Below are 12,894 nucleotides of genomic sequence, written 5' to 3'. Positions count from 1 at the left end.
CATGAGTAAATTCTGGAGTCCCTTCGTCAAGAGCCTGGTGCCTTACGTGCCGGGCGAGCAGCCGAAGCTGGCAAAACTGGTGAAGCTCAATACCAACGAAAACCCGTACGGTCCATCGCCCAAAGCTTTGGCCGCAATGCAGACCGAACTGAACGATAACCTGCGTCTGTACCCGGACCCGAACAGCGACCTGCTCAAGCAGGCTGTTGCCAAGTACTACGGCGTGCAGGGCAATCAGGTGTTCCTCGGCAACGGTTCCGATGAAGTCCTGGCGCACATTTTCCACGGTTTGCTGCAACACGATCAGCCGCTGCTATTCCCGGACATCAGCTACAGCTTCTACCCGGTTTACTGCGGGTTGTACGGCATCGCATTCGACGCGGTGCCGCTGGATGAGCAATTCCAGATCAACCCGGCGGACTACGCCAAGCCGAACGGCGGGATCATTTTCCCGAACCCGAACGCACCGACCGGTTGCCTGCTGGCGCTGGACGCGGTTGAGCAAATCCTCAAGGCCAGTCCGGATTCGGTGGTCGTGGTGGATGAGGCTTACATTGATTTCGGTGGTGAAACGGCGATCACGCTGGTGGACCGTTATCCGAACCTGCTGGTGACTCAGACCCTGTCCAAGTCCCGTTCACTGGCGGGCCTGCGGGTTGGTCTGGCGGTGGGGCATCCGGACTTGATCGAGGCGCTGGAGCGGATCAAGAACAGCTTCAACTCCTACCCGCTGGATCGCCTGGCGATTGTGGGTGCGGCAGCGGCGTTCGAGGATCGCGAGTATTTTGACAAGACCTGCCGGTTGGTCATCGAGAGTCGCGAAAAGGTGGTCGCGCAGCTGGAGGCAAAGGGGTTTGAGGTGTTGCCGTCGGCGGCGAACTTCATTTTCGCCCGTCACCCGAAGCACGATGCGGCAGGGCTGGCGGCGAAGTTGCGCGAACAGGGCGTGATCGTTCGGCACTTCAAGCAAGAGCGGATTGCCCAGTTCCTGCGGATTTCCATCGGCGCGCCGGAGCAGAATCAGGCGCTGATCGACGGCCTCGGCGACCTTTAGATCGCTTTCGCGAGCAAGCCCGCTCCCACACTGGATCTCCATTGCTCACCAATGGTGTGTTCACAGAAGATCAAGTGTGGGAGCGGGCTTGCTCGCGAAGAACGATAACGCGGACTACCTATTGCACCGCGGTGTCCCCATCGCGGGAAAGCCACGCTCCCACAAGGTTTTTTGGGTTACTCGTGATGCGCTTCGCCCAGGAAGGTCAGCGACGTGAACAGCCCGCGCGTCGCGACATCCGGGTTGTCCTTCAGCGGAATCTCCATCTGCGCCGCAATCACATTCAACCCTTCATTACGCACCAATACTTGCGCCCGACCCTCTGCATCGGTCTCGGTGCTTAACGTATCCGGCGCGCTGCGATAGTCGCCCACCAACTTCACGCCCGCCGCCGGCTTACCGTCCAACAGCACTCGAACCGGCAACGACTTGCCCGGCCCCACGGTAAGCGGATCAACCTCCGGCAGAATCAACAGTTTCATCTGATCGAGCTTTGGCAGCTTCGCCCCCGGCTGGTAGATCGCCAGGCTGTACTTGAAGGTCTGGGTCGACTCAATAGCCCCCGGCACTTTGCTGCGTCCTTCGTTGATCCATTTCTTATCCGCCGTCTGCGACCACATGCCATTGTTCAGCGCCACGGCCATCACCGCCGGTGGTTTCAACGGCTGCAGGCGGGCGTGGTCGGCCAGCCGTTGCACGTTCACCGGGATCATTTTTCCGGCGACGTCATAGGCCCACGCGCCGCTGATTTTCTGTGCCTTGAAGGCGTTGTCTTCGGCACCGTGGCCGTAGATGACTTCGATGTTGCCGCGACGTTCTTCGGTCCAGAGACCGTGGGCCGAGACTTGGCCGGCACACAACAGACTGAGTAGCGCCAGGGATTTTAGGTGTTGCATGGTGGACGTCCTTTTACAGGTTGAGTGTCAGGCTGACGGTGAAATTGCGCGGCTCACCGGGGTTGACCCAGTAGTTGCTGTAGGAGCGCTCGAAGTATTTCTCGTCGAAAAGATTGTTCAGGTTCAGGCCCACGGTGACGTTTTCGCTGGCCTTGTAATGGGCCAGCAGGTCGACGGTGTGGTAGGCCGGAAGTTCGAAATCGCTGCCGGCTTCACCCGAGCGATCGCCGACATAGGTGAACGCTGCGCCAACGTCCGAACCGCGCAAATAGCCGTCCTGGAATTCATAAACGCCCAACAGACTGCCGCTGCGTTTGGCCACGCCAAGAATTCGGCTGCCGGTTGGAATGACCTTGTCGCCTTGGGTGACTTCGGCGTCGATGTACGCGAAAGCACCGATTACTCGCACGGCATCGGTCACTTGCCCGGTGACTTGCAGGTCCACTCCCTGGCTGCGGGCCTTGCCCATGGCGCGGCTGGAGTCGGTGCTCGGATCGAGCGCCAGGACGTTTTCCTTTTCGATATGGAAGGCGGCGAGGGTGGTGCTCAGGCGATCGTCGAATAGCTCGCTCTTGATCCCGACTTCATAACCGACGCCTTCTTCCGGGTCGAAGGATTTGCCGGCGGCGTCCAGCCCATTGTTCGGTTTGAATGAGGTGGAGACGTTGGCGAACAAGCCCACTTCGGGCGTCATCTGGTAGAGCAGGCCGGCCCGCTGGGTCAGGGCATCGTGGCGCTGGCGGCTGGTGGCGTTGCGGCTGTGATCGTAGATGCTTTGTTCGAAATGTTCGAAGCGCGCACCGAGCATGCCGCGCAGTTTGTCGGTGAAGACGATCTGGTCCTGAAGGTTCAGCGCCTGGCTTTCGACGTGCTCGAAGAAGTCGGTCCCGGAGCGTGCGCCATTGGGTTTCGGCTGGCCGTAGATCGGTCGATAGATATCGATGGCGTACGGGCCGCCGGCAATGGTCGTGACCCGTTCGTTCTTGCGGAAATTCTCGTATTCGCTGCCGATCAGCAGTTCGTGTTGCCAGCTGCCGATGTCGAACAAACCACGCAGTTCGAGCTGAGTGATGCTGTCATGCCAGTTGGTATCGCGCTCGCGATAGCGACGGTCGATGGTGTGGCCGTCGGCGTTCAAGGGACGACTTTCGGAGGCGAAGCCCCAGAGTTTGCCTTCTTTGTAATGGCTGGCGAGGCGCAGTTTCCAGCGGTCGTTGAGCTGATGTTCGAGGGCGGCTTGCAGCAGATTGTTGTGGTTGTCGATGTCACCATCGTTGGGTTCGCCAAGGAAGGTCGAACGGGAGACACCGCTCCATTTATTGTTTGGCGCGACGATACCGCGATCGAAGGTCGAGCTGTGACGGACGAATTCGCTCTCCACCAACAGGCTGGTGTCCGGGTTCAGTTGCCAGCTGAAGGAGGGCGCAACAAACACACGCTGATTGTCGACGTGATCGCGGAAGCTGTGGTTGTCCTCGACAGCCAGGTTCACCCGGGACAGAACGTTGCCCTCATCATCCAGCGGCGTATTGACGTCCACGGCGGTGCGATAGCGATCCCAGCTGCCGGCGCTGGTTTGCAGTGTGGTGAAGGCTTCAGGCTGGGGTTTCTTGGTGACGATGTTCACCGTGCCACCCGGATCGCCACGACCATAGAGGCTGGCGGCCGGGCCTTTGAGCACTTCGATGCGTTCGATGTTGGCTACGTCCGGCGTGCTTGGATAGCCGCGGTTGGCGCTGAAACCGTCCTTGTAGAACTCCGAAGTGGTGAAGCCGCGCACGCTGTATTCGTAAAGCGTCAGGCCGCCGAAGTTGTTCTGTTTCGATACCCCGCCGGCAAATTCCAGCGCGCGTTCGACGCTGGTGCTGCCCAGGTCCTTGAGCACACTGACGGGAATCACACTGATCGATTGCGCAATATCACGAAGGGCGGTGTCGGTTTTGGTTGCGCTGGAGGAGCGCGTGGCGCGGTAACCCTTGACCGGGCCGGTGGGGGATTCGTAGTCGGAGGTGACGCTGATGGCGTCCAGTTCAACGGTTTGCGATTCTTCGGCGAAGACCGGATCCCCCAGCAAACCGAGGGCCAGGCCTGCGAGGGAAGCCATTGTTCGAGACGACATGTTATGTTGTTCCAATAGTAATATTGAAACAATATAACATGCCTAATGAGAATGTCTGCTGTTAACGGATTCGGAGTTATGGAGCTGCTGAGGGTGCAAAAAGATCGCAGCCTTCGGCAGCTCCTACCGCTTATTCGCCTTCTTTTTCCTTGATCGGCGCGGGTGGCGGACGCAGACCGATTTCTGCCGTGAGCTTGAGCTCTTTACCGTTGCGCATAACCTGAATGGTGACCTTATCGGTCGGCTTGATCCGTGCCACCTGGTTCATCGAACGGCGACCGTCGCCGGCCGGTTCACCGTCGATGCTGAGGATCACGTCGCCCAGTTGCAGGCCGGCCTTCTGCGCCGGGCCGTCACGGAAAATCCCCGCGACCACAATCCCCGGACGTCCCGACAGACCAAACGATTCCGCCAGTTCCTGACTCAACGGTTGCACTTCGATGCCGAGCCAGCCGCGAATCACCTGGCCGTGTTCGATGATCGACTTCATCACTTCCATCGCCAGTTTGACCGGGATCGCGAAGCCGATGCCCTGAGAACCGCCAGACTTGGAGAAGATCGCCGTGTTGATGCCGGTCAGGTTGCCGTTGGCGTCCACCAGTGCACCGCCGGAGTTGCCAGGGTTGATCGCGGCGTCGGTCTGGATGAAGTCTTCGTAGTTGTTCAGCCCCAGCTGATTGCGCCCGGTGGCGCTGATGATGCCCATGGTCACGGTCTGGCCGACGCCGAAGGGGTTGCCGATGGCCAGGGCCACGTCGCCAATGCGGATATTGTCGGAACGGCCGACGGTGATCGACGGCAGGTTTTTCAGGTCAATCTTCAGTACCGCGAGGTCGGTTTCCGGGTCGCTGCCGATGACTCGGGCCAGGGTTTCACGGCCATCCTTGAGCGCCACCACGATCTGGTCGGCACCGCTGGTCACGTGGTTGTTGGTCAGCAGATAACCTTCCGGGCTCATGATCACGCCCGAACCGAGGCTCGACTCCATGCGCTTCTGCTTGGGCGAGTTGTCGCCGAAGAAGCGGCGGAACTGAGGGTCTTCGAACAGCGGATGGCTGGGCTTGTTGACCACTTTGGTGGTGTACAGGTTGACCACCGACGGCGCGGCCGTGGTCACCGCGTCGGCATAGGACACCGGCCCCTGCTGCAGACCGAGGGTTTGCGGGGCTTGTTGCAAATTGACGTCCAGGCTCGGTAGCCCGACCCACTCCGGATAACGCTGCATAATCAATAGAGCGATAAGCACGCCGGCCAACAGCGGCCAGCCGGAAAAACGCAGCGCCTTGAGCATTAAGCAAGTCCTACAGAGGTTGCAGGCGGTGTGAGACCGCCCATAATGTCGCGCATTATACGAGGCCGCACGTGCCTCTGAACGGGATATTTAGGAGTCTTTTATGGCCGTTGCCCTGAGCACCCTGGTCGAAGAAGCCGACCGCTACCTGGCAAGTGCAAAGATTGCCGATTACTGCCCCAATGGTTTGCAGGTCGAAGGCCGGCCGCAAGTGATGCGCATCGTCAGCGGTGTTACCGCCAGCCAGGCGTTGCTGGACGCGGCGGTGGAAGCCCAGGCCGATCTGGTGCTGGTGCATCACGGCTATTTCTGGAAAGGCGAAAACCCGTGCATCACCGGCATGAAGCAGCGCCGGTTGAAAACCTTGCTCAAGCACGATATCAGCCTGCTGTCCTATCACTTGCCGCTGGATCTGCACCCGGAAGTCGGGAATAACGTGCAGCTTGCCCGGCAACTGGACATCACCGTCGAAGGCCCGCTGGATCCGGACAATCTGAAAATCGTTGGCCTGGTCGGCTCGTTGAACGAACCGATGACCCCTCGCGATTTCGCCCGTCGCGTGCAGGAAGTCATGGGGCGCGAGCCACTGCTGATCGAAGGCAGCGAGATGATTCGTCGGGTCGGCTGGTGCACCGGTGGCGGCCAGGGGTACATTGATCAGGCGGTGTTGGCGGGCGTTGATCTGTACCTCAGCGGCGAGGCCTCGGAGCAGACGTTTCACAGCGCCCGGGAAAACGACATCAGCTTCATCGCCGCCGGCCACCACGCCACCGAGCGTTATGGTGTGCAGGCTTTGGGCGATTACCTGGCGCGACGTTTCGCCCTCGAGCACATCTTCATCGATTGCCCGAACCCTATCTGATTTCAAAACTGAATGGGGCCGTTGTGCCAAACGAGGGGGTATATTCATATACCCTTTCGATCTAGCCGGCGTCCTGATTAGAAGAGGGCGCTGTGCTAGGATTCCCCGCTCGAACACGGCCCGCAGGCCGTCCATAAGATCGTTTTCGTGAGTAGCCATGGTCGACAAACTGACGCATCTGAAACAGCTGGAGGCCGAAAGCATCCACATCATCCGCGAGGTCGCCGCCGAGTTCGATAACCCGGTGATGCTGTACTCCGTCGGTAAAGACTCCGCCGTGATGCTGCACCTGGCACGCAAGGCATTCTTCCCGGGCAAACTTCCGTTTCCGGTGATGCACGTCGACACCCAGTGGAAGTTCAAGGAAATGTACGCATTCCGCGACCGCATGGTCGAAGAGCTCGGCCTGGACCTGCTGGTGCACGTGAACCCCGAGGGTGTTGCGCAGGGTATCAATCCGCTCACCCACGGCAGTGCCAAGCACACCGACATCATGAAGACCGAAGGCCTCAAACAGGCCCTCGACAAGTACGGCTTCGATGCGGCATTCGGCGGCGCCCGTCGCGACGAAGAGAAATCCCGTGCCAAAGAGCGCGTGTATTCCTTCCGTGACACCAAGCACCGCTGGGACCCGAAAAACCAGCGTCCCGAGTTGTGGAACGTCTACAACGGCAAGGTCAACAAGGGCGAATCGATCCGCGTATTCCCGTTGTCGAACTGGACCGAGCTGGACATCTGGCAGTACATCTACCTCGAAGGCATCCCGATCGTGCCGCTGTATTTTGCAGCCGAGCGCGACGTCATCGAGATGAATGGCACCTGGATCATGATCGACGACGAGCGCCTGCTCAATCACCTGAGCGACGAAGACAAGGCGCGCATCGTCAAGAAGAAGGTCCGTTTCCGTACGCTGGGCGACTACCCGTTGACCGGTGCGGTCGAGTCCGAGGCCACCAGCCTGACCGACATCATTCAGGAAATGCTCCTGACGCGAACTTCCGAACGCCAGGGCCGGGTCATCGATCACGATGGCGCCGGTTCGATGGAAGAAAAGAAACGTCAGGGATACTTTTAAGCTTCGAGTTACAAGCGGCAAGCTGCAAGTTAAGGGCGGTACGCGTAATTTCGCAGTTTGGTGCTTGCAGCTGGGTGTTGCGAGCCGTTATCGGATGACTCGCAATGGATTTCGAGAAGCTGATTGTCTGGCAGAGAAGCAAGTGTTTGGCGGTAAGGATCTATAGAGAGTTGTCGAGATGTGGGGACTTTGGCTTCAAGGATCAAATTACCCGCTCTGCACTTTCGGTGCCTTCCAATATTGCTGAAGGAATGGAGCGTTGCGGTCCCAAGGAAAAAGTACATTTTCTTTGGGTGGCGAAAGCTTCATGCGGTGAGTTACGCACTCAGATCCTCATCGGCCGTGAAATTGCCTACATCGCTGATCCTCTGGCTGACGATTGGATTACAGAGACCCGCGAGCTTTCAAGAATGCTATGCGGCTTGATCAACAAAATTTCTGAGTAGCTGTACGCCGACAAGCTTGCCGCTTGAAGCTTACAGCTTGGAGCTCGAATGCAATGAGTCACGCATCTGATTTGATCAGCGAGGACATCCTCGCCTATCTGGGCCAGCACGAACGCAAGGAAATGCTGCGCTTTCTTACCTGTGGCAACGTCGACGACGGCAAGAGCACCCTGATCGGGCGCCTGCTGCACGACTCCAAGATGATCTACGAAGATCACCTGGAAGCCATTACCCGCGACTCGAAAAAAGTCGGCACCACCGGTGAAGACATCGACCTGGCATTGCTGGTCGACGGCTTGCAGGCCGAGCGTGAGCAGGGCATCACCATTGATGTCGCCTACCGCTATTTCTCCACCGCCAAGCGCAAATTCATCATCGCCGATACCCCCGGCCATGAGCAGTACACCCGCAACATGGCCACCGGTGCCTCCACCTGTGACCTGGCGATCATCCTGGTCGACGCCCGTTACGGCGTGCAGACCCAGACCCGTCGCCACAGCTTTATCGCCTCGTTGCTGGGCATCAAGCACATCGTTGTCGCCATCAACAAGATGGACCTCAACGGCTTCGACGAAAGCGTGTTCGAGTCGATCAAGGCCGATTACCTGAAGTTCGCCGAAGGCATCGCGTTCAAGCCGACCACCATGGCGTTCGTGCCGATGTCCGCGCTCAAGGGCGACAACGTAGTGAACAAGTCCGAGCGCTCGCCGTGGTACACCGGCCAGTCGCTGATGGAAATCCTCGAAACCGTCGAAATCGCCAGCGACCGCAACTACACCGACCTGCGTTTCCCGGTGCAGTACGTCAACCGCCCGAACCTGAACTTCCGTGGTTTCGCCGGCACCCTGGCCAGCGGCATCGTGCACAAGGGCGACGAAGTCGTTGTGTTGCCGTCGGGCAAGAGCAGCCGCGTGAAATCCATTGTCACCTTCGAAGGTGAACTGGAGCATGCAGGTCCCGGTCAAGCCGTGACGCTGACCATGGAAGACGAAATCGACATCTCCCGCGGTGACTTGCTGGTGCATGCCGACAACCAGCCGCAAGTGACTGACGCCTTCGACGCCATGCTGGTGTGGATGGCCGAAGAGCCGATGCTGCCGGGCAAGAAATACGACATCAAGCGCGCCACGACTTACGTGCCGGGTTCGATCACCAGCATCGTCAATCGTGTGGACGTGAACACCCTGGCCGAAGGTCCCGCCAGCTCGCTGCAGCTGAACGAGATCGGTCGGGTCAAGATCAGCCTCGACGCGGCCATCGCGCTGGACGGTTACGACAGCAACCGCACCACCGGTTCGTTCATCGTCATCGATCGACTGACCAACGGCACCGTCGCGGCCGGCATGATCATCGCTCAGCCGTTGAGCCATGGCACCAGCACCCACCACGGCAAACTGGCGCATGTGGCTACCGAAGAGCGTGCCCAGCGTTTTGGTCAGCAACCGGCCACCGTGTTGTTCAGCGGCCTGTCGGGCGCGGGCAAAAGCACCCTGGCCTACGCGGTTGAACGCAAGCTGTTCGACCTGGGTCGTGCGGTGTTTGTACTCGATGGCCAGAATCTGCGTCACGACCTGAACAAAGGTCTGCCACAGGATCGCGCCGGGCGTACCGAAAACTGGCGTCGCGCAGCGCACGTTGCGCGTCAGTTCAACGAAGCGGGTCTGTTGACCTTGGCAGCCTTCGTTGCGCCGAGTGCAGAAGGTCGTGAGCAGGCCCGGGAACTGATCGGCAAGGAGCGTCTGCTGACGGTCTACGTCCAGGCCTCTCCGACGGTCTGTGCCGAGCGTGATCCGCAAGGTCTGTACGCGGCGGGTGGCGACAACATCCCGGGTGAATCCTTCCCGTACGACGTGCCGCTGAATGCCGATCTGGTGATCGACACCCAGTCGCTGTCGCTGGAAGAAAGCGTCAAGCAAGTGCTGGATCTGCTGCGTAAACGTGGCGCGATCTAAGCGCTAGCTGCCAATAAAAAAACCGCAGATGAGTGATCGTCTGCGGTTTTTTTTGTGTCTGGGAGGACGCCTTCGCGAGCAAGCCCGCTCCCACAGTGGATTTTTGTCATACACAAAACTTGTGTCTCATGAAGATCCAATGTGGGAGCGGGCTTGCTCGCGAAGAGGCCGGAACAGACGCCGAACTACTGCGCTGGATACTCGCGATGCATCTGCCCCAGCAACGCATCCTTGTCATTCCACAGCTGATTGATCCAACCCTGAAACTCGAGCCGATACACACCGTCCTGGTCGTAGTTCTTGCCAACGAACTGCGGTGGAATCTTCAGTTCCTGAAAGTGCACCACCACATCCTTCACGTTCCCACAGAGCAAATTCCAGTAACCCGGACGCCCGGCCGGATAGTGAATGGTCACGTTGACGATGGCTTCCAGCTGGTCGCCCATGGCATCCAGCACGAAGGCAATGCCACCCGCTTTCGGCTTGAGCAGGTAGCGGAACGGTGAGCTCTGCTGTACGTGCTTGCCCTCGGTGAAACGTGTGCCTTCGACGAAGTTGAAAATCCCCACCGGGTTATTGCGGAACTTGTCGCAGGTCTTGCGGGTGGTTTCCAGGTCTTTGCCTTTCTTCTCTGGGTGCTTCTCCAGATAGGCCTTGGAGTAACGCTTCATGAACGGAAAGCCCAGCGCCCACCACGCCAGGCCAATCACCGGTACCCAGATCAGTTGCTGTTTGAGGAAGAACTTCAGCGGGCGAATCTTCCGGTTCAGCACGTATTGCAACACCATGATGTCGACCCAGCTCTGGTGGTTGCTGGTGATCAGGTATGAGTGCTGATAGTCCAAGCCTTCCAGCCCGCTGAGCTGCCAGCGCGTGTGCCCGAGCAGGTCCATCCAGGCCTTGTTGTTGCTGATCCAGGTTTCGTGGATATGGCCCATTAGCCAGTCGGTGAAACGCTGGGCGGCGGGGAAGGGCAGCAGCAGTTTGAAGATCGCCACCACGAACAGCGGCGTGCAGCAGACAATCGTGTTCAGCGCCAACAACAGCGAGGCGATCACGCCGCGCACGGGTGCAGGTAGAAAATCCAGCATTTAAACATCCATAGGTCGGTTGGCAGCTTGAATCGCGGTCAACGCGATGGTGTAGACGATGTCGTCGACCTGCGCGCCGCGCGGCAGGTCATTCACCGGTTTGCGCAGGCCTTGCAGCATCGGCCCGAGGCTGACGCAGTCGGCGCTGCGCTGCACGGCTTTGTGGGTGGTGTTGCCGGTGTTCAAGTCGGGGAACACGAACACCGTGGCACGACCGGCGACCTGACTGTTCGGCGCCAGTTGTCGGGCCACGGTTTCGTTGGCGGCGGCGTCGTACTGCAACGGGCCGTCGATCAACAGCGAGTTTTGCTGTTCGTGGGCGAGCAATGTGGCCTCGCGAACCTTCTCGACTTCTTCACCGCTGGCCGACTCACCGCTGGAATAGCTGATCATCGCCACACGTGGAGTGATGCCGAACGCCGCGGCCGAATCGGCGCTTTGCAAGGCGATCTCGGCCAGTTCGCTGGCGCTCGGGTGCGGGTTCATCACGCAGTCGCCGTAGACCAGCACTTCCTCGGGGAAGAGCATGAAGAACACTGACGACACCAGCGTGCAGCCCGGCGCGGTCTTGATCAGTTGCAGGGCCGGGCGGATGGTGTTGGCGGTGGAGTGAATGACCCCGGACACCAGCCCGTCCACTTCATCCAGCGCCAGCATCATGGTGCCGATCACCACGGTGTCTTCCAGTTGCTGCTCGGCCATCGGCGCGTTGAGGCTTTTAGTCTTGCGCAGCGCAACCATTGGCTCGACATAGCGTTCGCGAATCAGGTCCGGATCGAGGATTTCCAGCCCCGGCGGCAACTCGATGCCTTGGGCGCGGGCCACGGCTTCGACGTCCGCCGGTTTGGCCAGCAACACGCAACGGGCAATGCCGCGCGCCTGACAGATCGCCGCGGCCTGCACGGTCAACGGCTCGCTGCCTTCGGGCAACACGATGCGCTTGTTGGCGGCCTGGGCGCGCTGGATCAGCTGGTAGCGGAACACCGCAGGCGACAGGCGCATTTCCCGTGGCGTGCCGCAGCGCTGGTGCAGCCAGTTGGCGTCGAGGTGGCTGGCGACGAAATCGGTGATGATCTCCGCACGTTCGCGGTCGTCGATCGGGATTTCCTTGTTCAAACCGTTCAACTGGTTGGCGGTGTCGTAGGAACCGGTGCTGACCGACAACACCGGCAGGCCAGCCTGCAAGGCGCCACGGCACAAATCCATGATGCGCGGGTCGGGCAGGGTGTCGCTGGTCAGCAACAGGCCGGCCAGAGGCACGCCGTTCATCGCCGCGAGGCTGACGGCGAGGATGATGTCGTCGCGATCGCCGGGGGTTACCACCAGCACACCGGGCTTGAGCAGCTCCACGGTGTTGCGCATGGTACGGGCGCAGATGATGATTTTGGTCATGCGCCGGGTTTCGTAATCGCCGGCGTTGAGCACCTGAGCGCCCATCAGGTCGGCCACGTCGCGGGTGCGCGGTGCGTTCAGTTCCGGTTGATACGGGATACAGCCGAGCAGACGGAAGTCGCCACTGCGCAGCAACGGCGAGTGTTCCTTCAGGCGCGAGGCGAAGGCGTCCATGCTTTCGTCGGTCTTGACCTTGTTGAGGATCACGCCCAGGACTTTCGGGTCTTTCGGCCCGCCGAACAATTGCGCCTGTAACTCCACCCGGCCGGACAATTCAGTCAGCACTTCGTTTTCCGGTGCCGAGACCAGAATCACATCGGCGTCCAGGCTCTTGGCCAAATGCAGGTTGACCCGCGCGGCGTAACTGGCGCTGCGGGTCGGGACCATGCCCTCGACGATCAGCACGTCCTTGCCGACAGCGGCTTGCTGATAAAGGGTGATGATTTCTTCGAGCAGTTCGTCCAGCTGACCGTCGCCGAGCATCCGCTCAACGTGGGCCAGGCCCAGTGGCTGAGGCGGTTTCAAACCGTGGGTGCGGGCCACCAGTTCGGTGGAGCGTTCAGGGCCCGTGTCGCCCGGGTGCGGCTGGGCAATCGGTTTGAAAAAGCCGACTTTGAGACCGGCCCGCTCAAGCGTACGCACCAGCCCGAGGCTGATGGAGGTCAGACCCACACCAAAATCGGTGGGTGCGATAAAAAAAGTTTGCATGCGGATTC

General features: G+C 59.8%; 10 protein-coding genes. 5 read left to right on the top strand and 5 right to left on the bottom strand.

What is annotated here, in order from left to right:
• Position 1 precedes the first annotated feature (1 nt).
• Positions 2 to 1,054 carry a histidinol-phosphate transaminase gene (hisC, locus tag PMI36_RS18900; protein WP_008070571.1) on the top strand — a complete coding sequence of 351 codons (1,053 nt, stop codon included), beginning with the start codon at positions 2 to 4 and terminating at the stop codon, positions 1,052 to 1,054.
• Positions 1,055 to 1,230: 176 nt separating this feature from the next.
• Here the strand turns inward: hisC and PMI36_RS18905 are convergent, their stop codons facing one another.
• The 3 genes from PMI36_RS18905 to algW all read right to left on the bottom strand — a co-directional run bounded on the left by PMI36_RS18905 (position 1,231) and on the right by algW (position 5,360).
• A complete protein-coding gene (locus PMI36_RS18905; protein WP_008070569.1) occupies positions 1,231 to 1,950 on the bottom strand; it encodes a DUF4198 domain-containing protein in 720 nt (239 codons plus the stop codon).
• Between the two features lie 13 nt (positions 1,951 to 1,963).
• Positions 1,964 to 4,069, bottom strand: coding sequence for a TonB-dependent siderophore receptor (locus tag PMI36_RS18910; RefSeq protein ID WP_008070567.1), 2,106 nt, complete (start codon positions 4,067 to 4,069; stop codon positions 1,964 to 1,966).
• A gap of 130 nt (positions 4,070 to 4,199) precedes the next feature.
• Positions 4,200 to 5,360 carry a Do family serine endopeptidase AlgW gene (gene algW / locus PMI36_RS18915; RefSeq protein WP_008070565.1) on the bottom strand — a complete coding sequence of 387 codons (1,161 nt, stop codon included), beginning with the start codon at positions 5,358 to 5,360 and terminating at the stop codon, positions 4,200 to 4,202.
• Between the two features lie 103 nt (positions 5,361 to 5,463).
• On the opposite strand from algW, the gene PMI36_RS18920 reads away from it, so the two are divergent.
• The 4 genes from PMI36_RS18920 (at position 5,464) to cysN (ending at position 9,695) form a co-directional block, all read left to right on the top strand.
• The gene (locus tag PMI36_RS18920) at positions 5,464 to 6,222 is read left to right on the top strand and encodes a Nif3-like dinuclear metal center hexameric protein (RefSeq protein ID WP_008070563.1); all 759 of its coding nucleotides are present in this window, start codon (positions 5,464 to 5,466) and stop codon (positions 6,220 to 6,222) included.
• Between the two features lie 157 nt (positions 6,223 to 6,379).
• Entirely contained in the window at positions 6,380 to 7,297 is a 918-nt protein-coding gene (gene cysD, locus PMI36_RS18925; RefSeq protein ID WP_008008639.1) for a sulfate adenylyltransferase subunit CysD, read from the top strand.
• 104 nt (positions 7,298 to 7,401) lie between these two features.
• Positions 7,402 to 7,743 carry a four helix bundle protein gene (locus PMI36_RS18930; RefSeq protein WP_007901593.1) on the top strand — a complete coding sequence of 114 codons (342 nt, stop codon included), beginning with the start codon at positions 7,402 to 7,404 and terminating at the stop codon, positions 7,741 to 7,743.
• Positions 7,744 to 7,796: 53 nt separating this feature from the next.
• On the top strand, positions 7,797 to 9,695 hold the full coding sequence (gene cysN, locus PMI36_RS18935) for a sulfate adenylyltransferase subunit CysN (RefSeq protein ID WP_008070560.1): 1,899 nt from the start codon (positions 7,797 to 7,799) through the stop codon (positions 9,693 to 9,695).
• Positions 9,696 to 9,880: 185 nt separating this feature from the next.
• On the opposite strand, the gene PMI36_RS18940 is transcribed toward cysN, so the two are convergent.
• Together PMI36_RS18940 and pta are read right to left on the bottom strand one after the other, a co-directional pair.
• A complete protein-coding gene (locus PMI36_RS18940; protein ID WP_008070558.1) occupies positions 9,881 to 10,786 on the bottom strand; it encodes an acyltransferase in 906 nt (301 codons plus the stop codon).
• Positions 10,787 to 12,886 (bottom strand): phosphate acetyltransferase, encoded by a 2,100-nt coding sequence (gene pta / locus PMI36_RS18945; protein ID WP_008070557.1) that lies wholly within the window; start codon positions 12,884 to 12,886, stop codon positions 10,787 to 10,789.
• Positions 12,887 to 12,894 lie beyond the last annotated feature (8 nt).

It is taken from the genome of Pseudomonas sp. GM79 (genome assembly GCF_000282495.1).
Classification (GTDB): Bacteria; Pseudomonadota; Gammaproteobacteria; order Pseudomonadales; family Pseudomonadaceae; genus Aquipseudomonas.
The sequence above is the reverse complement of the archived record's forward strand: the minus strand, read 5'-3'. Positions and strand labels throughout refer to the sequence as shown.

Excerpts from the sequence above, each read along its gene's own strand:
- hisC (WP_008070571.1), top strand. The coding sequence starts at position 2 with ATGAGTAAATTCTGGAGTCCCTTCGTCAAGAGCCTGGTGCCTTACGTG.
- PMI36_RS18905 (WP_008070569.1), bottom strand. The coding sequence starts at position 1,950 with ATGCAACACCTAAAATCCCTGGCGCTACTCAGTCTGTTGTGTGCCGGC.
- PMI36_RS18910 (WP_008070567.1), bottom strand. The coding sequence starts at position 4,069 with ATGTCGTCTCGAACAATGGCTTCCCTCGCAGGCCTGGCCCTCGGTTTG.
- algW (WP_008070565.1), bottom strand. The coding sequence starts at position 5,360 with ATGCTCAAGGCGCTGCGTTTTTCCGGCTGGCCGCTGTTGGCCGGCGTG.
- PMI36_RS18920 (WP_008070563.1), top strand. The coding sequence starts at position 5,464 with ATGGCCGTTGCCCTGAGCACCCTGGTCGAAGAAGCCGACCGCTACCTG.
- cysD (WP_008008639.1), top strand. The coding sequence starts at position 6,380 with ATGGTCGACAAACTGACGCATCTGAAACAGCTGGAGGCCGAAAGCATC.
- PMI36_RS18930 (WP_007901593.1), top strand. The coding sequence starts at position 7,402 with ATGGATTTCGAGAAGCTGATTGTCTGGCAGAGAAGCAAGTGTTTGGCG.
- cysN (WP_008070560.1), top strand. The coding sequence starts at position 7,797 with ATGAGTCACGCATCTGATTTGATCAGCGAGGACATCCTCGCCTATCTG.
- PMI36_RS18940 (WP_008070558.1), bottom strand. The coding sequence starts at position 10,786 with ATGCTGGATTTTCTACCTGCACCCGTGCGCGGCGTGATCGCCTCGCTG.
- pta (WP_008070557.1), bottom strand. The coding sequence starts at position 12,886 with ATGCAAACTTTTTTTATCGCACCCACCGATTTTGGTGTGGGTCTGACC.